Origin of the sequence: Streptomyces sp. SP17BM10 (assembly GCF_036322405.1) — a bacterium.
In the GTDB taxonomy this organism is placed as follows: domain Bacteria; phylum Actinomycetota; class Actinomycetes; order Streptomycetales; family Streptomycetaceae; genus Kitasatospora.
Window position 1 is genome coordinate 360,363 of sequence record NZ_JAQYXB010000577.1, and the last position, 19,649, is coordinate 380,011.

Sequence of the window (19,649 nt, forward strand, 5' to 3'; positions counted from 1 at the left end):
GCGTAGCCCTCCTGTGACAGGGTCGGCGAAGCGTAACGGCAACCGGGGGGCGCCGCACACCCGTCCGAGTGGGTACGGTGTCGGATCAAGAAGCAGGCGCGAGAGGGGCGAGGGTGGCCAGGAAGAAGAGCGAGGACCAGGGCGACGAATTGGAGCCCCCCCGTCGGGGGCCGCTGCGCGCCCTGTTGCTCGTGATCGTCGGGCTGCTCGGCCTCGCCCTGGTCGGCGGGGCGGCCGTGGTCGGCATCTGGTGGTTCGGCTTCAAGGGGACCGAGCCCGAGGGCTGCACGGTGAAGACCGCGACCGGCGAGGGCACCCTGGAGCTGCCGCAGGCCGCCAACGCCGCGACGATCGCCGCGGTGGCCCGCTCGCGCGGCCTGCCGGACCGGGCGACGGCCATCTCGCTGGCCACCGCCATGCAGGAGTCCAAGCTGCGCAACCTCGCGGGCGGCGACCGGGACTCGCTCGGCCTGTTCCAGCAGCGCCCCTCGATGGGCTGGGGCACCGCGACGCAGATCCAGGACCCGGTCTACGCGACCAACAAGTTCCTGGACGGCCTGGTCAAGGTGCCCGGCTACACCCGGCTGCCGCTGACCGACGCCGCCCAGGCGGTGCAGAAGAGCGGCTACCCGCAGGCGTACGCCAAGCACGAGACCAAGGCGACGCTGCTCACCTCGGCGCTGGCCGGCCGCGAGCCCGCCTCGTTCACCTGCGTCGTGCACGACTACGCCAAGCCGGAGACGGCCGACTCCGCCGACTCCGCCTCGCCGACCGCGTCCGCCTCCGCGACCCCGGCGCCCGCGCCGGACCGCACCCAGGTGCTCTCCGACCGGGTGCGCCGCGAGTTCGGCCGCACCGTCGCCGCGGCCCCCGGCTACACGTCGACGATCAAGGGCGCCGAGAACGCCGTCGCGCTCACCCCGGACCCCTCCGCCGCCGCGCTCACCACCTCGGCGGACGCCGGGGCCGACGCCGCCGCGGCCGCCGAGAAGGCGAGCGGCTGGGAGGTCGCGCACTGGGCGGTCGCCCAGGCGCAGCAGCTGGGCATCGCGACGGTGGCCTACGACGGGAAGATCTGGCGCAAGACCTCGTCCGAGGACGGCTGGCAGTCGCAGCCGACGGGGACGACGACCAAGCTCGTCCAGGTCACCCTGGCGCCGTCCGACAAGGGCTGACGCACTGACGTACGGGTTGCCGCCGGACGGGTGATTCCGGTCAACCTTCGTGGACCGGCCGCCCGTTCCGGCGACCCCCACTGGAGAACCGTCACTCCCCTTGCCCGGCGCAGGATCCGCGGGCCTCTTCGGGCTCCGGCAGGGCGCGGTTCTGCGGTCATACGATCCGATGGTCGGTCTGACACTTTCCTTGCACCGGCCGAAACCTTCTGGCTTCTCAAGCGGTAACCACGCCGTCCGCCCGGTCGTCCACCCGGCGGACGGGACGGACCCAGACCTTTTCGAGGAGCCCCATGTCTCACCCCCTCACGCGCCGGATCGCCCAGGCCGCGCTCGTCGTGGCGGCCGGAGCGACCCCGCTGGTCGCGGCCGGCTCCGCGTCCGCCCTGGGCGGCGACGCCCTGCTGCCCAAGAGCGACCTCGCCGCTCCGCTGGGCCAGCTGACCAACACCGACGCGGGTTCCAGCCTCCAGCACACCACCCACCAGCTCGGCGAGGCCGCCGGGACCACCGGCGCCGCCACCGTCGCCGCGGGCGTGCCGGCCTCCGCCGACGCCGCCGGCAACATCGTCGCCCACCAGCTGCCCGAGGCGAACGAGAAGGCCAGCTCGCTGACCGCCCCGGTCGACCAGACCGCCGCCACCACCGGCCAGCTCTCCGCCGTCACCCCGAAGGTCGCCTCCGCGCTGGCCGGCAAGCTCGGCGAGGCCGTCACCGGCAAGGGCGCGGGCACCCGCAGCGCCGCCGCCAGCCCGGTCGGCGGGCTCGCCCAGACCGGCGCGGTCACCAAGCAGGTGCCCAGCCTCGGCGGCCTCACCAACGGCGTGCCCAGCACCAACGCCGTCACCGACGCGCTGCCGCTGGGCTCCGTCGAGCGCTCGCTGCCGGCGGGCGGCCTGGCGGGCGCCCTGCCCGGCGCCGACGTCCTCGGCCTCGCCGAGCACGGCTCGGCCAACCGCCTCGGCGGCGCCGACCTCGGCCCGAACAACCCGCTGTCCGGCCTCACCGGCGCGCTCGGCCCGGTCGGCGGCCTGCTGGGCGGCGTGAACGGCGGCAGCATCAGCGGCCTGCCGCTCTAAGCCCTCCCGCAGCGCGAAGGGCTGGTGTCCGAGGCGGACACCAGCCCTTCGCGCGTTCTCCCCGCTAGCGCGCCGCGTTCAGCCGCTCGACGGCCGCGGCGACCCGCTCGTCCGTCGCCGTGAAGGCGACCCGGACGAACTGTCCGCCGGCCGGGCCGTAGAACTCCCCGGGCGCCACCAGGATGCCGAGCGCGGCCAGTTCGGCCACGGTCTCCCAGCACGGGCGGTCCTGGGTGGCCCACAGGTAGAGGCTCGCCTCCGAGTGCTCGATCCGGAAGCCGTACGCCTCCAGGGCCGTCCGCAGCGCCGAGCGCCGGGCCGCGTAGCGCTCCCGCTGCTCGGCCACGTGGGCGTCGTCGTCCAGCGCGGCGATCGTCGCGGCCTGGACGGGCGCGGCGACCATCATGCCGCCGTGCTTGCGCAGCCCCAGCAGTTCCTTGACCACGACCGGGTCGCCCGCCAGGAAGGAGGAGCGGTAGCCGGCCAGGTTGGAGCGCTTGGAGAGCGAGTGGACGGCCAGCAGGCCCTCGTGGTCGCCCCCGCACACGTCCGGGCGCAGGACGGACACCGGCTCGGCGTCCCAGCCGAGCTCCAGGTAGCACTCGTCGCTGACCAGCAGCACCCGGTGCTCCCGGGCCCACTCCACGGTGCGGCGCAGCTCGTCCGCGCCGAGCACCCGGCCGGTCGGGTTGGACGGCGTGTTCACCCAGAGCAGGCGCACGCGCGAGCCGTCCAGCTCCTCCACCGAGTCGTACTCGACGGGCTGCGCGCCGCACAGCCGCGCGCCCACCTCGTAGGTCGGGTAGGCCAGGCGCGGGTAGGCGACCTGGTCGCCCGGGCCGAGGCCGAGCTGGGTCGGCAGCCAGGCCACCAGCTCCTTGGAGCCGATGGTCGGCAGCACGGCCTGCGGGCCGATCTCGGCGCCGCAGCGGCGGCGCAGCCAGCCGGCGATCGCCTCGCGCAGCTCCAGCGGGCCCCAGACGGTCGGGTAGCCGGGGGTGTCCGAGTGCGCGGCCAGCGCCTTCTGGATCACCTCGGGGACCGGGTCGACGGGGGTGCCGACGGAGAAGTCGCACAGGCCGCCCGGGTGGGCGAGGGCGGTCTCCTTGTACGGCTCCAGCTTGTCCCACGGGAAGACGGGCAGGCGGTCCGAAACGCGGCGCGCCGCCCCCGGGTGGCCCGGGAACGGCGCGCGCGTGCTGTTGTCGGTGCTCACAGCTCAGATGCCACCGATCGTCAGTGGTCGGCGTTCTGCGGCGGCAGAGCGGCGATGAACGGGTGGTCACGCTCGATCAGGCCGAGCTTCGAGGCGCCACCGGGCGAACCGAGGTCGTCGAAGAACTCGACGTTCGCCTTGTAGTAGTCCTTCCACTCCTCGGGAGTGTCGTCCTCGTAGAAGATCGCCTCGACCGGGCAGACCGGCTCGCAAGCACCACAGTCGACACACTCATCCGGGTGGATGTAGAGCGATCGCTCGCCCTCGTAGATGCAGTCAACCGGGCACTCTTCGATGCACGCCTTGTCCTTCACGTCGACACAAGGCTGCGCGATGACGTAAGTCACGCTGTCGTTCCTCCTCGGAAGGGCCCTGTCGGCCCGTTCTGTTCTGCTCGCGTGCGCGGTGAGCGCGGCGTCGTCGATGCCCGCCCCTAGTATCGCGGGTCGGAGACGGCAAATGCACAGGAGGTGCCCAGATGACGGCAGGCGGCCCGGAAAGTGACCGTCCGCGGGACCGTCCGGAGGTCCGGATAGATCGCTGCGACGTGGGACGACGCGTGTCCGTCCGACGGCTGTCCGGGTTCGTGGACGATCGGCCGGTCTTCCGCGATGTGATCGGCGTGCTCACATCGTGGGACGATCATGGGTTGACGATCGTGCCCCGCGCCGGCGAGCCGGTCTCCTTCCCCGAGAAACTGCTGGTCGCGGGCAAGGTGGTCCCGCTCTTCCCGGTCCGGCGGGCCCCGCTGCCGGCCGCGACGCCGGTCGAGCTCCAGCGGATCGCGGCGCGCGGCTGGCCCGGTGTCGAGCAGGAGGCGCTCGGCGAGTGGACGCTGCGCGCCTCGTCCGGGTTCACCCGGCGGGCCAACTCCGTCCAGGCGCTCGGCGACCCCGGGCTGCCGCTGCCGGCCGCGCTGGCCGTCGTCCGGGACTGGTACGCCGAGCGCGAACTGCCGGCGCTCGTCGAGGTCCTCGCGCCCGGCACGGCGGACGGGCTGCGCGAACTGCTCGGCCCCGCGCAGTCGCCGACGCTGGTGCGCACCGCCCCGCTGGCCGCGCTCGCCGGGGTCGGCTCCGGGCACGACCGGGTGCGGCTCGCACGCACCGCCGGGCCCGACTGGATGTCCCTGTACGGGAGGCTGAGCGCGGACCCGGCGGTGCGGGAGGCCGCCCGGCGGGTGCTGCACGGCGGCCCCTCGGTCTGGTTCGCCACCGTGCCCGGCGCCGCGGGAGGGCCGCCGCTGGCCATCGGACGCTGCGTCGTCGACGGCGCGTGGGCCGGCTTCGGCGCCATCGAGGTCCAGCCGCACGCCCGGCGGGCGGGGCTGGCCACGGCCGTCATGGCGGTGCTCGCCGCCCGCGCCGCCGAGGAGGGCGCCACCGGCGCCTACCTGCAGGTCGAGGCGGACAACGACGGTGCGGTCGCGCTCTATGACGGACTCGGCTTCACCACCAGTCACACTTACCACTACGCCCGGCCGCCCCAGGGGTAGCCGCCGGCCACCGCTTGCCCGATCGCCCGCCCGCCGTACGAAAGCCGTCGCCGTCACCGTGACCGAGCAGAGCAGAGACCGCTTCCGGACCGCCGCCCGCGCCGAGCAGCCCGACCCGGTGCTGCTCTGCCTGCTCGCCGCCGCCGAACACGGCCCCCTCACCGACCCGGACGACCCCGGCGAGCCGCCGGGCCTCGACGCCCTGCTGGCCGCGTGCGAGGCCGCCCTCGAGCGGCACGCGTCCGCCGTCCGGCTCGCGGTCGCCGAACGCGCCCCCGCCGGGCCCGAGGAGACCGCCGCCCTGCTCGCCGCCGTCCTCGGCGGGCGGGAGCGGTTCCACGGCCGGCAGTCGGACTACCGGCGGCTGGAGTCCTCCCTGCTGCCGGAGGTCCTGCGGCGGCGGCGCGGGCTGCCCATCACGCTGTCCCTGGTGTGGATGGCGGTCGGCCGCCGGGCCGGGCTCACCGTGCACGGCGTCGCGCTGCCCGGCCACTTCATCGTCGCCGTCGGCGGCCCGGCCGGCGGCGAGGAGTACGTCCTGGCCGACCCCTTCCACGGGGGACGGCTGCTCGACCCCGGCGACGCCGAGCGCCTCGTCAAGGCCACCGGGCACGCCTTCGCGCCCGCGCTGCTCACCCCGGCCCAGCCGCTCGACATCGTCCACCGCGTCCTCGGCAACATCCGCGCCTGGGCGTCCGACCGGCCCGAACACGCCCGCACCCAGCTGTGGGCCACCGAACTCGCCCTGCTGCTCCCCCGCCACCCCGCCCAGCTGCGCCTCGAACGCGCCGAACTCCTCGTGCGCACCGGCGACTTCCTCGGCGGCTCGGCCGAGATGGACGCCTACGCCGAGATCCTCGACGCGTTCGACCCGGAAGGCGCCGCCAAGGTCCGCCAGGAGGCGAGGGCGGCCCGCCACCGGCTGAACTGAGGGACTACAACCAGCCCTTCTCGCGGGCGATGCGCACCGCCTCGGTGCGGTTGCGGGCCTCGGTCTTCTGGATCGCCATCGAGAGGTAGTTGCGGACCGTGCCCTCGGACAGGTGCAGGCGCTTGGCGATGTCCGCGTTCACCGCGCCGTCCGCCGCCGCCCCGAGGACGTCCCGCTCGCGGGCGGTCAGCGGGTTGGCGCCCTCGGCCAGCGCGGCCGCGGCCAGCACCGGGTCGATCACCCGCTCCCCGCGCAGCACCCGGCGGATCGCCTCGGCGAGTTCGGCGGCTGGCGCGTCCTTCACCAGGAACGCGTCCGCGCCGGACTCCATCGCCCGCCGCAGGTAGCCGGGCCGCCCGAAGGTCGTCGCGATCACGACCTTCGTCCCCGGTGCCTCCTCGTGCAGCTTCGCCGCCGCCTCGATGCCCGTCATGCCGGGCATCTCGATGTCCAGCACGGCGACCTGGACGTCGTTCGCCAGCACCGCCGCCACCACCTCGTCGCCGCGGCCCACCTGCGCCACGACGTCGATGTCCCCCTCCAGCCCGAGCAGCGCCGCCAGCGCCTCCCGGACCATCCCCTGGTCCTCGGCGAGCAGCACGCGGATCGAGGGGCTGTTCTGATCGTCACTCATGGGCACGACCTTAGAGGGGGAGCTGCACGGCCCTCCCCCTGGGGAGCCGGGCCTCACAGCCACCGGCGGGCCGCCTCGACGCTGTCCCCACCGCTGGAGTTGAAGGCGAGGGCGGCGCCCGGGGCGTGCCGACGGACGAGGTTGACCACGTGCTCGAAGAACGTGAGCAGTGGCTCCGGCTTGCGGATGCCCCCGCCGATCACCACGACGTCCCACGCCCGCTCGTCGAGGGCCGCGGCGATCGCCGGTCCGGCGGTCGCGTCGAGCGCGACGAGCGTCATGGCGGCGTCGATGCCGTGGTCGGCGAAGCGGACGAGTTCGGCGTCGAGGGCGGCGCGCAGGGTGTCACCGTCCATGCCGGGGACGGTGTGCGGGTCGATGCCGATGACGAGGACGTTGGTCATGCCTCCTTCTACGCAACGCCGTTCGGCGGAGTTCCCTACGACCGCTCGGCCGTCGGTGCCGCCGGTGCCGACACTTCGCGCAGCGGCACCATCGCCCGCAGCCGGAAGCCCTTGCCGCGCTCCCCCGGCCCGCTCTCCAGGCGGCCCCCGACGAGGGCGAGGCGCTCCTCCAGGCCCGAGAGCCCGTTGCCCGGCTGGGACTTGCCGGGACCGCGGCCGTCGTCGGCGATCTCCAGGACGGCGAACCGCTCGCCGCCGCCCTCCCACGCCGTGTCGGCGGTGACGGCGCACACGGTCGCGCCCTCGCCGTGGCGGACGATGTTGGTGACGGCCTCGCGCAGCGCCCAGGCCAGCGCGCCCGCCTCCTCGTCGGCCAGGCCCGGCCAGGTGTCGACGATCTCCGGCGCGGCCTCCAGCCGCACCTGCGCGGCGGCCAGCGCCGTGCGGGCGGCGGCGAGTTCGACCGGCAGGGTGGGCCGGCGGAAGCCGGTCACCGCTTCCCGGACGTCGATCAGCGACTGCCGCGCGACCTGCTCGATGTCCGCGACCTGCGCCCGCGCCGCCTCGTCCTTCCCGGCGTCCATGAACCGCCCGGCCAGCTCGCTCTTCAGCGTGATCAGCGACAGCGAGTGCCCGAGCAGGTCGTGCAGGTCGCGGGCGAGCCGCAGCCGCTCCTCGGAGGCGGCCAGGTGCGCGACGGCGGCCCGCGCCTCGCGCAGCTCCTTCATCGTGGCGACGAGCCGCTGCAGGCCGGTCATCGCGATGCCGGAGAGGAAGGCGCTGAGCGCGAAGGTCGTGGTGGCGTCCGAACCGGCGTCGACGGCCAGGCCGGTGACACCGGTGAGCACCGCCATGCCGACGAGCGCGCGCGGCGCGAGCTGCACCGGCGTGATGATCGCGAGGCAGACCGAGGCGTAGATGAAGAGCGTCAGGAAGGCGCCGCCGAAGACGAAGGTGGCCACGACCGCGAGCACGATCATCGTCGCGACGATCACCTGGCAGGCCCGCGGTCTCATGCCCGCCGTCGAGCGGAAGATCACCAGCAGGACGTAGGCGCTCACGAAGCCCGCCAGGCACACCCAGCCGAACACTCGGGCACCCAGGCCGTGGCCGCCGTGCAGCAGCTCGCCCGCCGGGTAGGCCAGGTAGAGCATCCACAGCAGCATCCAGGCGACCTTGATCAGCATCTGCCGCCTGGTCTCCACCGGGGATCCGGGGACGTTCATGAACGACGGGTGCGCCGCACCCTCGTCCGGCTGCTCGTCGGTGCGGTGGGTGCGGCGCGTGTCGTCCATGTGGATCATCATGCCTGTCGGGTGTCGCGCCGGTACAAGACGGTGGCGGCGGCGACGAACACCGCGAGGAAGGCGGCCAGCCCGGCGACGGCGGCGGTGTCCAGCGAGTGTCCGGGCTGGGTGAAGGTGGCCAGCTCGTTGTACAGGTACACGGGGTTGAACCGGGCGAACTTCTCCAGCGAACCGCTCACCGGGAACCACGTCCCGCCGAACAGGGACATCACCATGTAGGCGATCATCACGATCGTCTGCACCGAGTCCGGCGCCGCCGCGTACCCGAGCGCCACACCGAGCGCGGCGAACACGAAGCTGCCCAGCCACAGCGCGACCCCGAGGCCGATCCACTGCCCGACGCCCAGCGACACGCCCTGGCTCGCGCCGACCGCGAACACCACCAGGATCGCCGGCAGCGTGGTCACCGCACTGGCCGCGATCTTGCCGAAGGTGTACGCCCGGCCGGGCAGGGCGGTCAGCCGCAGCTGGCGCACCCAGCCGCTCTTGCGCTCCAGTGAGATCCGCTGCGCGCTGCCGGAGAGCACCGCGCCGACCGCGCCGAAGGTCGCCATCGAGACCATGAAGTAGGTCTTCACCGGCAGTCCGCCGGCCAGCTTGTCGGAGTCGTAGGCGTGGATGAAGAAGAAGTACATCAGCGCCGGGTAGGCGATGGTGAAGAGCAGGTACCGGCGGTTGCGGAGGGTCCGCAGGACCTCCAGCCGGATCAGGGTGGTCATCGCACGGTCTCCTTCTGCGCGCCGTCGCGGTCGTTCCGGTCCTCGCGGCCCTCGCGGCCCTCGCGGTCCTCGCGGCCCTCGCGGTCGTCCTGCTCGCCGGTGATGGTGAGGAAGGCCTGTTCCAGGCCCAGCCCGGTGACCTCCAGCCCGCGCGGGTACAGGCCCGCCCGGTAGAGCCCGGCGACGCTCGCGTCCGCGTCCGCCGTGCGGATCCGCACCGTCCGCACGCCGGGCACCCGGGCGGTGACGTCCAGGGACTGCACGCCCGGCAGGGTGCGCAGCACGCCGCCGTCGAACTCGCCGTCCCCGTCGTGGAGCTCGAAGGCCACCCGGCGGGCGCCGGCCCGCGCCTTGATCTCCGCGGAGGTGCCGTCGGCGATCAGCCGGCCCCGGTGCAGGACGAGGACGCGGTCGGCGATCGAGTCCGCCTCCTCCAGGTAGTGGGTGGCGAACAGGACCGTCCGCCCGGCGTCGGCCTGGGCGCGCATGCTCGCCCAGAACGCCTGCCGGACGCTGACGTCCATGCCGGTGGTGGGCTCGTCCAGCACGATCAGGTCGCTGTCGCCGGCGATCGCGAGGGCGAAGCGGACCCGCTGCTCCTGGCCGCCGGAGAGCTTGTCGACCCGGCGCTCGGAGAGCTCGGCGATCCCGGCGTCGGTCAGTACCTCGGCGACCGGCCGGCCCCGCGGGTGGACGTCGCAGGCGAGCTTGACCAGCTCGCGGACCTTGACGTCGGCCATCAGTCCACCGCTCTGCAGCATCGCGCCGACCCGGCCGGCCACGATCGCCTCGCGCGGGCCGGCGCCGAACAGCGAGACGGTGCCCTGGTCGGGCTCGCGCAGGCCGAGCAGCAGGTCGAGGCTGGTGGACTTGCCCGCGCCGTTGGGCCCGAGCAGGGCGACGGTCTCGCCCGGCCGCAGCACGAGGTCCAGTCCGTCGACGGCCCGTACCCGCCCGTAGCTCTTTCCGACGCCGCGGAAGGCGGCCACATCCGTGCCCATCGCCCTGCTCCTGTCCCCTGGTGGTGTCGCGTCCGGTGCCGTTCGCACCACCTCAGGGTCCAGCGCGGGGCGGGTGCGGCGGCAGTGTCCGCCGTCGTGCGTTCCGCATGACGGATGTCATGCCGGCGGCCGGTGCCCCCGTCAGGGGCACCGGCCGCCGGAACCGCTGCTCAGGGGCGTCCGTGCGCCGCCCCGTCACTGCCGTCGCGCGGGGTCACATCCCCAGCGAGCGCTTCACGAAGTCGACCTGGAGCAGCAGGAGGTTCTCCGCGACCTCCTCCTGCGGCGTCATGTGCGTGACGCCGGACAGCGGCAGCACCGTGTGCGGGCGGCCGGCGGCGAGCAGGGCGGAGGACAGGCGGAGGGTGTGGGCGGCCACCACGTTGTCGTCCGCGAGCCCGTGGATGATCATCAGCGGACGCTCCAGCCCGGCCGCGTACCCGGTGAGCGAGTTCGCCGCGTACACCTCGGGCCGCTCGGCGGGGTGGCCCAGGTAGCGCTCGGTGTAGTGGGTGTCGTACAGCTCCCAGTCGGTCACCGGCGCGCCGGAGACGGCCGCGTGGAAGACGTCCGGGCGGCGCAGCACGGCGAGTGCGGCGAGGTAGCCGCCGTAGGACCAGCCGCGGATGGCGACCCGGTCGAGGTCGAGCGGGAACTCCCCGGCCAGCGCCTGGAGCGCGTCCACCTGGTCGTCCAGGGTGCTCCCGGCGAAGTCGAAGGCGATCGACTTCTCCCACGCCGGGCCGCGCCCGGGGGTCCCGCGCCCGTCGGCGACGATCACGGCGAAGCCCTGGTCGGCGAACCACTGCGAGTTGAGGTGCGGGTTGTGCGCCTGGACGACGCGCTGGCCGTGCGGGCCGCCGTACGGGTCCATGAGGACGGGCAGCAGGCCGTCGCGCTCGCGGTCGTAGCCGGTGGGCAGGAAGACGGCGGCGGGGACGCGGCGCTCGCCGGCGAAGCGGAAGACCGGGCGGGCGGTGATGACCGGGGTCTCGGCGTACGAGGCGATGGTGGCGATGTCGTCGACGACCACGCCCTCGGGCAGGTCCCGGGAGACCTGGACGAGGCTGCCGGGCAGGTCGGGCTCGGCGGTGGCGCGGACGGTGATGCCAGCCGCGTGCACGGCGGTGGTGACGGAGGTGAACGGGCGACCGTTGGAGGCCTCCCAGGCGAGCCGCTTGCCGTCGTGGCCGATCCGGCCGACGGCGACCCAGCCGGGCTCGGGGTCGGTCTCGGCGGCGCCGCCGGAGGCGGTGAAGAACACCTCGTCGGCGGTGATCGCGACGACCGAGCGCAGGTGCAGGTCGTCCCCGGTGACGGTCTGGTCGCCGATCACCAGCGCCCGCACGCCGCCCTCGTCACTGATGCGCACGAGCTTGCCGTCCGGCGTCCAGGCCGGGACGCCCTGGAACAGGTCCAGCCAGGTGTCGTCGTGCTCCTCGAACAGCACCTCGGTGGCGCCGGTGGCGACGTCGAGGCCGAGGATCAGCTGGCTGCGCTGGTCGCGGGCCTGGACGAGCAGCAGCGGCACGCCGCCGCCGGACCAGTGCACCCGGGCGAGGTAGGGGAAGGCGGCGCGGTCCCAGAGGACCTCGGTGCGGCCGCCGTCCAGGTCGAACACCCAGAGGCCGACCTCGGCGTCGGCGGTGCCGGCGGCGGGGTAGGCGACCTCGGCGGGCTCGCGCTCCGGGTTGGCCGGGTCGGCGATCCACCAGCGGCGCACCGGGGTGTCGTCGGCGCGCTCGACCAGCAGCCGGTCGCTCTGCGGGGACCACCAGTAGCCGCGGTCGCGGCTCATCTCCTCCTGGGCGATGAACTCGGCCTGGCCCCACGTGACGTTCGGCCCGTCGGGCTCGGCGAGGGCGCGGTCGCCGCTGCCGTCGGCGCGGGTGAGCCGCAGTTCGCCGGCGGTGTTGGCGTACGCGACGTACCTGCCGTCCGGGGAGGGGCGCGGGTCCAGCAGCGGTCCCTCGGCGGGGAGTTCGGCGGTGGCGCCGGTCACCAGGTCGGCGGTGAACAGGCGGCCGGACAGGGCGAAGGCGGCCAGTCGGCCGGCGCCGTCGAGGGCGTAGCCGACGATGCCGGCCGAGCCCTCGCGGCTGCGCTCGCGGCGGGCCTTCTCGGCCGGGGAGAGGTCCTCCTCGCCGCCGCCGAGCAGGACGGCCGGGTCGGCGGCGATCCGCTCCTCGGCGGTGGCGGTGTCGAGGGTCCAGAGGAGGTTGGCCCGGTCGCTGCCCGAGCGCGAGCGGAGGAAGACGACCCGGGAGCCGTCCGGTGCGACGTCGATCGACCGGGGCGCGCCGACGGTGTAGCGCAGGGTCCGCGCGTACTGCCGGGGGAAGGTGTCCGCAGGGGTGTGGGAGGTCATGGCACCAGACCCTACGACCTCTCGCGCGCGCCGCCGGGAGCGTTTTGATCACTCGTTCGGAGCATCCTCGCGAAGTGGGCCCCAAAGTGCTCCGCACCCCCTCCGACCGGCCCATGCGCCCCACGAGTGCCGCCGTACCCCGGCGCGCGCGGACTCACCGAACGTAATGCTCCGCTCACCCATCGGGTAAGACTGATCGAGCGGGTGATCGTCCGGCCCCGTCCCGGGCCGCCGGTCGCCCGGCCGCAAGTCCCGCACGGTCCGACCGCCGCCCTCCCCAGGCGGCGCACCCGAGAAGGGGTGTGAGCCGACATGGCTTTGTCCGTCTCCGCAGCCATGCTGATGCTGGTCATCGTGGTGGTGCTGATCCGCCGCTCCGGCCTGAAGCTCGCGCACGCGATCGTCTGCGCGCTGCTCGGCTTCTACCTGGCGTCCAGCTCCATCGCCCCGTCGATCAGCCAGGTCACCAGCAACCTCGCCGGGATGATCAACGGCCTGAAGCTCTGAACCGCGCGCGCTCCCGCGCCCGCCGGGCCGGTCGTTAGGCTTCCTCCCATGACCTCGACTACCGGACGCCGCCTGCTGCTGGTGCACGCCCACCCCGACGACGAGTCGATCGGCAACGGCGCCACGATGGCCCGGTACGCCGCCGAGGGCGCCCGCGTCACCCTGGTGACCTGCACCCTCGGCGAGGGCGGCGAGGTGATCCCGCCCGGCCTGGCGCACCTGACGGCCGATCGGGACGACACCCTCGGCGCGCACCGGATCGGCGAGCTGACCGATGCCATGGCCGCCCTCGGCGTCGCCGACTTCCGCTTCCTCGGCGGCCCCGGACGCTACCGCGACTCCGGGATGATGGGCGTGCCCGAGAACGACGCGCCCGGCTGCTTCTGGCGGGCCGACGTGGACGAGGCGGCCGGCCACCTCGTCGCCGTGATGCGCGAGGTGCGCCCGCAGGTCCTGGTCACGTACGACGAGAACGGCGGCTACGGGCACCCGGACCACATCCAGGCGCACCGGGTCGCGATGCGCGCGCACGACCTCGCGGCCGACCCGGCGTACCGGCCGGAGCTCGGCCCGGCCTGGCGGATCGCCAAGGTGTACTGGAACCGGATGCCCCGCTCCGTGATCGAGGCCGGGCTCGCCGCCACCGCCGCCGCCGCGGCCTTCCCCGGCACGGCCGTCCCGTCGGACGTCCCCGGGGTGGTGGACGACGCGGTGGTGACCACCGTGGTGGACGGCACCGCGTACGTCGGCCGGAAGGCCGCCGCGATGGCCGCGCACGTCACCCAGATCACCGTGGACGGCGCCTCGTTCGCGCTCTCCAACCACCTCGGCCAGCCGCTGGTGGCCACCGAGTACTACCAGCTGGTGCGCGGCCAGGCGGGGCCCGGACGGCCCGAGGACGACCTGTTCGCCGGCCTGGACGCCGACCCGGACGCCGGGCTCGTCACCGCCGGAGAGACCGCCGCGATGACCGCCGGAGAGACCGCCGAGGAGGGCGCCCGATGAACAAGTCCGCCGACCGCACGCCGGCCGGGTCCACCGGGCCCGCCGGGCCCGCCGACAAGGGGCCCGAGGCGCCGAAGCGCTCCGTCGTCGCCGCCGTCCTCGGCACCCGGGACGAGCGCCTGGCCGAGGCTCAGCCCCCGCGTCCCGCCCGGTTCGTGGCGTATGTCCTGTTCTTCGCGCTCGGCTTCGCCGTCTCGGTCTGCGGATCCTTTGTGCAGGCCTTGTGGCCGCCCGTGGGGGTCCTGCTCGCGCTCGGCGCGAGCGGCGCCACCTTCTACGCCGGACTGCGCGTCACCGGCACCCGGCTGGGCGCCGCCCTGCCCGCGGCCGGCTGGTTCCTCGCCCTGGTCGTCGCCATCATGCCGCGGCCGGAGGGCGACACCGTGCTGTGGCCGAACGCCACCTCCCTCGCCTGGATGTTCGCCGGCTCGGTCCTGGGCGTGATCTGCGCCACCCTGCCCACCCGCGCGAGCTGGTTCCCCGGGGTCCCCAACCCGCCCCGCTGAAGCCGGGAGTGCGGCGCGTGCGGCACCGTGCACGACGCGCAGTCAGGACCACACCGCCGTACTCTCATACCGGAGGAACCGGACGTATCAGGATCAGTCCGAACCCGTTCACCGCTCAGTTCTTCCCAGTATGGTGGTGCCGCAGAACGCCGTACCCGACCGCCGCCCGCCCCCGGCCCGGCGACCACGAACCGCGGTCGCGCCGCACGGCCCGCCCGCGAACCCGGAGCAGAGCAGCATTGAGCAGCCGCGAATCTGACAACGCCCACCCGACGCCCCGGCGCACGGGCCCGGACGCCTACCCGTCGGGCACCCCGCCCTACGGCACACCGGGCCTGCCCGGCGGCGGCGACCTGGCCGGTGCCGGTGCCGCCCAGGGCGCGGCGTCGGGCGGCGAGGACGAGGCCCCGAAGACCGAGACCACCCTGACCACCCGGGTCCGGATCAACATCCCCGGCTCGCGCCCGATCCCGCCGGTCGTCGTCCGCAGCGCCGTCAAGAGCGAGGAGGGCCCCGGTGACGAGGCCCCGGCGCCCGCCCCCGAGGCGGGCGGCGCGCGCCACCGCTCCGCACCCTCCTCCCCCGTCCTCGGTGTGATGGAGGGCGGCGGCCGCACGGCCACGCCGCCGAACCTGCCGCCGGAGTGGCAGATCCCGCCGATCCCCGCGGCGACCTCCGAGTCCGAGTCGACCGGCGCGTGGTTCCGGCCGCGGCAGAAGAAGGCCGCGACGGCGCCCGGCGAGGCCGCGCCCGCCCCGGTCCCGGCCGGTGCGCCGGAGGCCGCCGCCGAGCCGCAGGCCCAGCCACAGGCCAAGGCCCAGACCCGGCCCAGGCCCCAGCAGAACGGCGCGCGCCCCGACGGCGTCCGGCAGAACGGCGCCCAGCGCGCCGGCCAGGGTGCCGCCCGGCAGGGCGGCCGTCCGGTCCCCGCCCAGGCCCAGGGCGACGGTGCCGCCCCCGCGCCGCGTCCGGGCGGTGCGCCCGCGCCGTTCGGCGGCCCGGAGGGCCAGAGCGACGAGCCCGGCGTGTACGACGCCGCGGCGGCCCCGTTCGCCGCCGACCCGTTCGCCCCTGCTCCTCCCGCCGCGGCGAATCCCACCGGCCCGCGCCGCCCGCAGAACACCCGTCCGCAAAACCGCGGCCCGCAGGGTGCCGGTGCGCCGGAGGGCCGTCCGCAGAGCCGCGGCCCGCAGGGCGAGCGCTCCTTCCCGGGCGGCGGCGCGGCCGACCCCGAGGACACCTCCGTCGACGGCTTCGCGCCGATCCGCGAGGACGTGCCGGCCTCGGCCGCCATACCCGGCCGGGGTGGCGAGGAGGGCCGCCGTCAGCCGGGCCTGTTCGCCTCCGCGCCCACCGGCGCCGACCCGTTCGCCGCGCAGCGCCCCGGCGCGCCGGCCGCCCCCGCCGGCCGGGACGCGTTCGCCGCCCCCGGCGGCCTGTTCCCCGGCGCCCCGGGCGCTCCCGCCGCACCGGGCGGCTCCGGCTCGCCCGCCGACCCGTTCAACACCGACCCGTTCAACGGCGCCCCGGCCCGCCCGCAGCAGCCCGGCCGCGACCCGGAGGCCACCGCGGTCACCCCGCTGCCGGCTCCCGCGCCCGGTCCCCGCCCGGAGCCCGGTGCCGCGGCCCCCGCCGCCGCGGAGCCCGCCAAGCCTCAGGGCAAGGCCAAGGCGAAGGGTGGCGCCGGCAAGAAGATCGTCAAGCTCGGCGTCTACGGCATCGTCGGCGTCCTGTTCCTCGGCGCCGCCGCGTACGGCACCGGCCTGATGCTGAACCAGTCGGACATCCCCAAGGGCACCGTGGTGCTCGGCACCGACATCGGCGGCAACAACCGCGACCAGGCCATCCACCAGCTCGACGAGACGGTGGGCAAGGCCGGCCAGCAGCCGCTCAAGCTGAAGATCGGCGACCAGAGCGTCGACCTGGACCCGACCGTCGCCGGGCTCGGCTTCGACACCACGGCCACCGTGGACGGCCTCACCCAGCACAGCTACAGCCCGGTGGACGTCATCAAGTCGCTGCAGGGCGGCACGAAGAACGTCGCTCCGGAGGTCAAGGTCGACCGGGCCAAGCTCAAGGCCGCGCTGGACGGCCTGGCCGCCGGCTCGGGCCAGGGCCTGCAGGAGGGCTTCGTCAAGTTCGGCGACACCGGCGACCCGGTCGTCGTGCCCGGCAAGGCCGGCCAGGCGCTGGACTCCGCGAGCGCCGTCGCCGTGGTCGAGCAGGCCTACCGCGACCGCGCGGCCGGCAAGCCCGACCAGCCGATCGCGCTGAACGTCACGGCAGCCCAGCCCAAGGTCTCCGCGCAGGCCCTGCAGGCCGCCGCGGACGGGCTCGGCAAGTCCGCGGTCAGCGGCCCGATCCACATCACGGCCGGTGCCAAGACGTGGAACTTCGGCAAGCTGACCGCCGCCAAGGCGCTGACCCTCGTCCCGGACGCCTCGGGCAAGCTGACGCCCAAGTGGGACCTGGACGCGCTCAACGCCCAGCTCGGCAACGTCTTCGACAAGGTCAAGATCAAGAAGAACGGCCAGTCCGCGGCGATCACCGCGCAGGACGTCGCCGACGCGCTCACCCCGCTGCTCGACAAGAGCGGCGACAAGGACCGCACCTTCAAGTTCACCGTCGCCTGAGCCACCGAGCCCGACCGCCGAGGGGCGGGTCCACTCCTTCTCCACGAAGGCAGCGGGCCCGCCCCTCGGCCGTCCCCCTCGACAACTCCCGCTGCGCTCGCCAAGATGTGACGCCACACCATCCATCACACCTGCCTCAGGAGCACGCCCATGGGCCGCCTCCACCACCGGGCGGCCCTGCTCGCCGGCCTCACCGCGCTCGCCCTCTCGCTGACGCTCTGTTCGTGCGCGTCCCAGCCGGACGGCTCGCCCGGCGACGCGATGGCCTCCGTCCCGACGTCGCCCAAGTCCACCGCGACGGACATCAATCCGCGCGACCGCGCCCAGCTGCGCCAGGGCGGCACGCTGAACCTCGCGATCGCCCAGTTCTCCCACCAGTGGTCGCCGATCCACGCCGACGGCACCGAGTCCTCGACCGGCAGCGTCACCAAGCCGCTGCTGCCCACCTTCTTCCGCTCCGACGCGGCCGGCACCCAGACCCCCAACCCGGCCTACCTCCAGGACGCCCACGCCGAGCTCAGGGACGGCCACCAGGTGGTCGTCTGGACGCTCAACCCGAAGGCGCACTGGTCCGACGGCACCCCGATCACCTGGCGCGACATCGAGGCCGACTGGCGCGCGATGAACGGCAAGGACCCGGCGTACAAGTCCTCCAGCAGCACCGGCTTCGAGCTGGTCTCCTCGGTGGTGCCCGGCAAGGACGACTTCCAGGCCGTGATGACCTTCGACCAGCCCTTCTCCGAGTGGCAGTCGATGTTCAACGGCGCCGCCAACGCCCCGCTGCTGCCGGCGAGCCGGGTGAGCAGCCCCGACCTGTTCAACACCGCCTACCTGGACGCCATCCCGGTCACCGCGGGCCCGTTCAAGGTCGAGAAGCTGGACCCGGCGGCCCAGACCGTCACCCTGGTCGCCGACCCCTCCTGGTGGGGTGACAAGCCGGTGCTGGACCGCATCGTCTTCCACGCCATGACGCCCGCGACGATGGCGGCCGCCTTCGGCCGCGGGGACATCGACCTGTTCAACAACGGCCCGGACGTGGCCGGGTACGAGGCCGTCAAGCGCACCAAGGGCGCCGTCGTCCGGCGGGCCGGCGGGCCGGACTTCCGCCAGCTCACCCTCAACGGCCGCAGCCCGCTGCTCACCGACGCGACCGTGCGCCAGGCCGTGTTCCAGGCGATCGACCGGGACGCGATCGCCCGCGAGGACCTCAAGGGCCTGGACTGGCCGCCGGCCACGCTCAACAACCACCTGCTGGTCGCCAACCAGAACGGCTACCGCGACAACTCGCTCGGCCTCAGCCGCTACGACCCCGCCGAGGCCCGCCGCAAGCTCGACGCGGCCGGCTGGAAGCTCGACGGCGACGTCCGCCACAAGGACGGCCGCGAGCTGAACCTGCGCATGGTCGTCCCGACGGGCGTCGCCACCGCCCAGACCGAGGCGGCGAGCGTCACCGGGATGCTCAAGGGCGTCGGCGTGAAGGTCACCACGGTCCAGGCCGGCCCCAACGAGTTCTTCGACAAGTACGTCAACCGCCAGGACTTCGACCTCGCCGTCTACGCGCTGCTCGGCACGCCCTTCCCGGCCAGCGGCAGCCGCGCCAGCTTCGCCCAGAACAGCGGCAACAACCACGCCGCCACCGGCAGCGCGGCCGTCGACGCCGCCCTCGACCGGGCCGCCGCCGCCCCCGACGCCGCCACCGCCTCCGAGGCCATCAACCAGGCCGACGCCGAACTGTGGAAGGTCGCCGGGATGCTCCCGCTCTACCAGCGGCCGCAGCTGTACGGCGCCCGCGCCAACCTCGCCAACATCGGCGCGCAGGGCCTGTCCGACATCGTCTGGGAGAACGTGGGCTTCGAGAAGTGAGCCGTCCCGGGGGCCCGCGGCTCCCGGAAGCACACGGCCGGGTCGCGGAGCCGACGGACTCCGCGACCCGGCCGGTGGGACGGGCTCAGGCGCTCCCGATCACGTCCCGCACCTCGGCGAAGTGGCACGCCGACTCGTGCGCGGCCGGGCCCTCGAGCAGCGCGGGCACCGCGAGCAGCGGCATCTCCTCGGAGCACCGCTCCTGCGCCTTCCAGCAGCGGGTGCGGAAGCGGCAGCCGGACGGCGGGTTCGCCGGGGACGGCAGGTCGCCGCTGAGCAGGATGCGCTCGCGCTGCTCGCGGCCGGTCGGGTCGGGCACCGGCACGGCCGACAGCAGGGCCTGGGTGTACGGGTGGGTCGGGTGGGCGTAGATCTCGTCCTCCGTGCCGATCTCGACCATCTTGCCGAGGTACATCACGCCGACGCGGTCGGAGATGTGCCGGACGATCGAGAGGTCGTGGGCGATGAACATGTACGAGAGGTTGAACTCGCCCTGGAGCTGCTCCAGCAGGTTGATCACCTGCGCCTGCACGGACACGTCCAGGGCCGACACCGGCTCGTCGCAGATGATGATCTCCGGCTTGAGCGCCAACCCCCTGGCGATGCCGATGCGTTGGCGCTGGCCACCGGAGAACTGGTGCGGATACCGGTTGATGTACTCCGGGTTGAGCCCGACGACGTCCAGGAGGTCCTGGACGGCCTTGCGGCGGTCGCCCTTCGGAGCCACCTCGGGGTGGATCTCGAACGGCTCCCCGATGATGTCGCCGACCGTCATGCGCGGGTTCAGCGAGGTGTACGGGTCCTGG

At 74.3% G+C, this 19,649-nt stretch carries 18 protein-coding genes; 9 read left to right on the forward strand and 9 right to left on the reverse strand.

Annotated features, from left to right (window positions below; all coding sequences use genetic code 11):
* Window positions 1-113: 113 nt before the first annotated feature.
* Both PUR71_RS18580 and PUR71_RS41325 read left to right on the forward strand, forming a co-directional pair.
* The gene (locus PUR71_RS18580) at window positions 114-1,175 is read left to right on the forward strand and encodes a hypothetical protein (protein ID WP_329928124.1); all 1,062 of its coding nucleotides are present in this window, start codon (window positions 114-116) and stop codon (window positions 1,173-1,175) included.
* 293 nt (window positions 1,176-1,468) lie between these two features.
* Window positions 1,469-2,254: a hypothetical protein gene (locus tag PUR71_RS41325; RefSeq protein WP_443077479.1), complete on the forward strand. Its 786-nt coding sequence runs from the start codon at window positions 1,469-1,471 to the stop codon at window positions 2,252-2,254.
* Window positions 2,255-2,318: 64 nt separating this feature from the next.
* On the opposite strand, the gene dapC is transcribed toward PUR71_RS41325, so the two are convergent.
* Window positions 2,319-3,470 (reverse strand): succinyldiaminopimelate transaminase, encoded by a 1,152-nt coding sequence (dapC, locus tag PUR71_RS18590; RefSeq protein WP_329928125.1) that lies wholly within the window; start codon window positions 3,468-3,470, stop codon window positions 2,319-2,321.
* Window positions 3,471-3,490: 20 nt separating this feature from the next.
* Window positions 3,491-3,817 (reverse strand): ferredoxin, encoded by a 327-nt coding sequence (gene fdxA, locus PUR71_RS18595; RefSeq protein ID WP_030061559.1) that lies wholly within the window; start codon window positions 3,815-3,817, stop codon window positions 3,491-3,493.
* Window positions 3,818-3,948: 131 nt separating this feature from the next.
* Between fdxA and PUR71_RS18600 the strand changes: the two genes are divergently transcribed.
* Together PUR71_RS18600 and PUR71_RS18605 are read left to right on the forward strand one after the other, a co-directional pair.
* Window positions 3,949-4,965 (forward strand): GNAT family N-acetyltransferase, encoded by a 1,017-nt coding sequence (locus PUR71_RS18600; RefSeq protein WP_329928126.1) that lies wholly within the window; start codon window positions 3,949-3,951, stop codon window positions 4,963-4,965.
* Between the two features lie 58 nt (window positions 4,966-5,023).
* Window positions 5,024-5,896, forward strand: a complete 873-nt coding sequence (locus PUR71_RS18605; RefSeq protein WP_329928127.1) for a transglutaminase-like domain-containing protein — start codon at window positions 5,024-5,026, stop codon at window positions 5,894-5,896.
* A gap of 4 nt (window positions 5,897-5,900) precedes the next feature.
* Here PUR71_RS18605 and PUR71_RS18610 read toward each other — a convergent pair whose 3' ends face one another.
* The 6 genes from PUR71_RS18610 to PUR71_RS18635 all read right to left on the reverse strand — a co-directional run bounded on the left by PUR71_RS18610 (window position 5,901) and on the right by PUR71_RS18635 (window position 12,329).
* Complete coding sequence (locus PUR71_RS18610; RefSeq protein ID WP_329928128.1) at window positions 5,901-6,530, reverse strand: response regulator transcription factor; 630 nt, start codon at window positions 6,528-6,530, stop codon at window positions 5,901-5,903.
* Window positions 6,531-6,583: 53 nt separating this feature from the next.
* Window positions 6,584-6,934, reverse strand: a complete 351-nt coding sequence (locus PUR71_RS18615; RefSeq protein WP_329928129.1) for a hypothetical protein — start codon at window positions 6,932-6,934, stop codon at window positions 6,584-6,586.
* Between the two features lie 35 nt (window positions 6,935-6,969).
* Window positions 6,970-8,229: a sensor histidine kinase gene (locus tag PUR71_RS18620; protein WP_329928130.1), complete on the reverse strand. Its 1,260-nt coding sequence runs from the start codon at window positions 8,227-8,229 to the stop codon at window positions 6,970-6,972.
* Between the two features lie 8 nt (window positions 8,230-8,237).
* Window positions 8,238-8,960, reverse strand: coding sequence for an ABC transporter permease (locus tag PUR71_RS18625; RefSeq protein WP_329928131.1), 723 nt, complete (start codon window positions 8,958-8,960; stop codon window positions 8,238-8,240).
* Entirely contained in the window at window positions 8,957-9,961 is a 1,005-nt protein-coding gene (locus tag PUR71_RS18630; RefSeq protein WP_329928132.1) for an ABC transporter ATP-binding protein, read from the reverse strand. Before PUR71_RS18630 ends, PUR71_RS18625 begins: the two co-directional genes overlap by 4 nt.
* Window positions 9,962-10,175: 214 nt before the next feature.
* Complete coding sequence (locus PUR71_RS18635) at window positions 10,176-12,329, reverse strand: S9 family peptidase (RefSeq protein ID WP_329928133.1); 2,154 nt, start codon at window positions 12,327-12,329, stop codon at window positions 10,176-10,178.
* Between the two features lie 312 nt (window positions 12,330-12,641).
* On the opposite strand from PUR71_RS18635, the gene PUR71_RS18640 reads away from it, so the two are divergent.
* From PUR71_RS18640 to PUR71_RS18660, 5 genes are all read left to right on the forward strand, one after another.
* Window positions 12,642-12,836, forward strand: a complete 195-nt coding sequence (locus tag PUR71_RS18640; protein WP_329928134.1) for a DUF2304 domain-containing protein — start codon at window positions 12,642-12,644, stop codon at window positions 12,834-12,836.
* A gap of 48 nt (window positions 12,837-12,884) precedes the next feature.
* The gene (gene mshB / locus PUR71_RS18645) at window positions 12,885-13,841 is read left to right on the forward strand and encodes an N-acetyl-1-D-myo-inositol-2-amino-2-deoxy-alpha-D-glucopyranoside deacetylase (RefSeq protein WP_329928135.1); all 957 of its coding nucleotides are present in this window, start codon (window positions 12,885-12,887) and stop codon (window positions 13,839-13,841) included.
* Window positions 13,838-14,347, forward strand: coding sequence for a DUF6113 family protein (locus PUR71_RS18650; RefSeq protein ID WP_329928136.1), 510 nt, complete (start codon window positions 13,838-13,840; stop codon window positions 14,345-14,347). Before mshB ends, PUR71_RS18650 begins: the two co-directional genes overlap by 4 nt.
* Window positions 14,348-14,586: 239 nt before the next feature.
* Window positions 14,587-16,980: a peptidoglycan binding domain-containing protein gene (locus PUR71_RS18655; protein ID WP_329928137.1), complete on the forward strand. Its 2,394-nt coding sequence runs from the start codon at window positions 14,587-14,589 to the stop codon at window positions 16,978-16,980.
* 150 nt (window positions 16,981-17,130) lie between these two features.
* Window positions 17,131-18,843 (forward strand): ABC transporter family substrate-binding protein, encoded by a 1,713-nt coding sequence (locus tag PUR71_RS18660; RefSeq protein ID WP_329928138.1) that lies wholly within the window; start codon window positions 17,131-17,133, stop codon window positions 18,841-18,843.
* Between the two features lie 85 nt (window positions 18,844-18,928).
* Here the strand turns inward: PUR71_RS18660 and PUR71_RS18665 are convergent.
* Window positions 18,929-19,649 (reverse strand): ABC transporter ATP-binding protein (locus PUR71_RS18665; RefSeq protein WP_329928139.1); only part of this gene is annotated, 721 nt, incomplete at its 5' end.

What these genes read in the sequence shown, in the direction of transcription:
- PUR71_RS18635 (WP_329928133.1), bottom strand. Translation starts at nt 12,329, where the DNA reads ATGACCTCCCACACCCCTGCGGACACCTTCCCCCGGCAGTACGCGCGG.
- PUR71_RS18620 (WP_329928130.1), bottom strand. Translation starts at nt 8,229, where the DNA reads ATGGACGACACGCGCCGCACCCACCGCACCGACGAGCAGCCGGACGAG.
- PUR71_RS18630 (WP_329928132.1), bottom strand. Translation starts at nt 9,961, where the DNA reads ATGGGCACGGATGTGGCCGCCTTCCGCGGCGTCGGAAAGAGCTACGGG.
- PUR71_RS18615 (WP_329928129.1), bottom strand. Translation starts at nt 6,934, where the DNA reads ATGACCAACGTCCTCGTCATCGGCATCGACCCGCACACCGTCCCCGGC.
- PUR71_RS18640 (WP_329928134.1), top strand. Translation starts at nt 12,642, where the DNA reads ATGGCTTTGTCCGTCTCCGCAGCCATGCTGATGCTGGTCATCGTGGTG.
- PUR71_RS41325 (WP_443077479.1), top strand. Translation starts at nt 1,469, where the DNA reads ATGTCTCACCCCCTCACGCGCCGGATCGCCCAGGCCGCGCTCGTCGTG.
- PUR71_RS18600 (WP_329928126.1), top strand. Translation starts at nt 3,949, where the DNA reads ATGACGGCAGGCGGCCCGGAAAGTGACCGTCCGCGGGACCGTCCGGAG.
- PUR71_RS18625 (WP_329928131.1), bottom strand. Translation starts at nt 8,960, where the DNA reads ATGACCACCCTGATCCGGCTGGAGGTCCTGCGGACCCTCCGCAACCGC.
- mshB (WP_329928135.1), top strand. Translation starts at nt 12,885, where the DNA reads ATGACCTCGACTACCGGACGCCGCCTGCTGCTGGTGCACGCCCACCCC.
- PUR71_RS18650 (WP_329928136.1), top strand. Translation starts at nt 13,838, where the DNA reads ATGAACAAGTCCGCCGACCGCACGCCGGCCGGGTCCACCGGGCCCGCC.
- PUR71_RS18660 (WP_329928138.1), top strand. Translation starts at nt 17,131, where the DNA reads ATGGGCCGCCTCCACCACCGGGCGGCCCTGCTCGCCGGCCTCACCGCG.
- PUR71_RS18610 (WP_329928128.1), bottom strand. Translation starts at nt 6,530, where the DNA reads ATGAGTGACGATCAGAACAGCCCCTCGATCCGCGTGCTGCTCGCCGAG.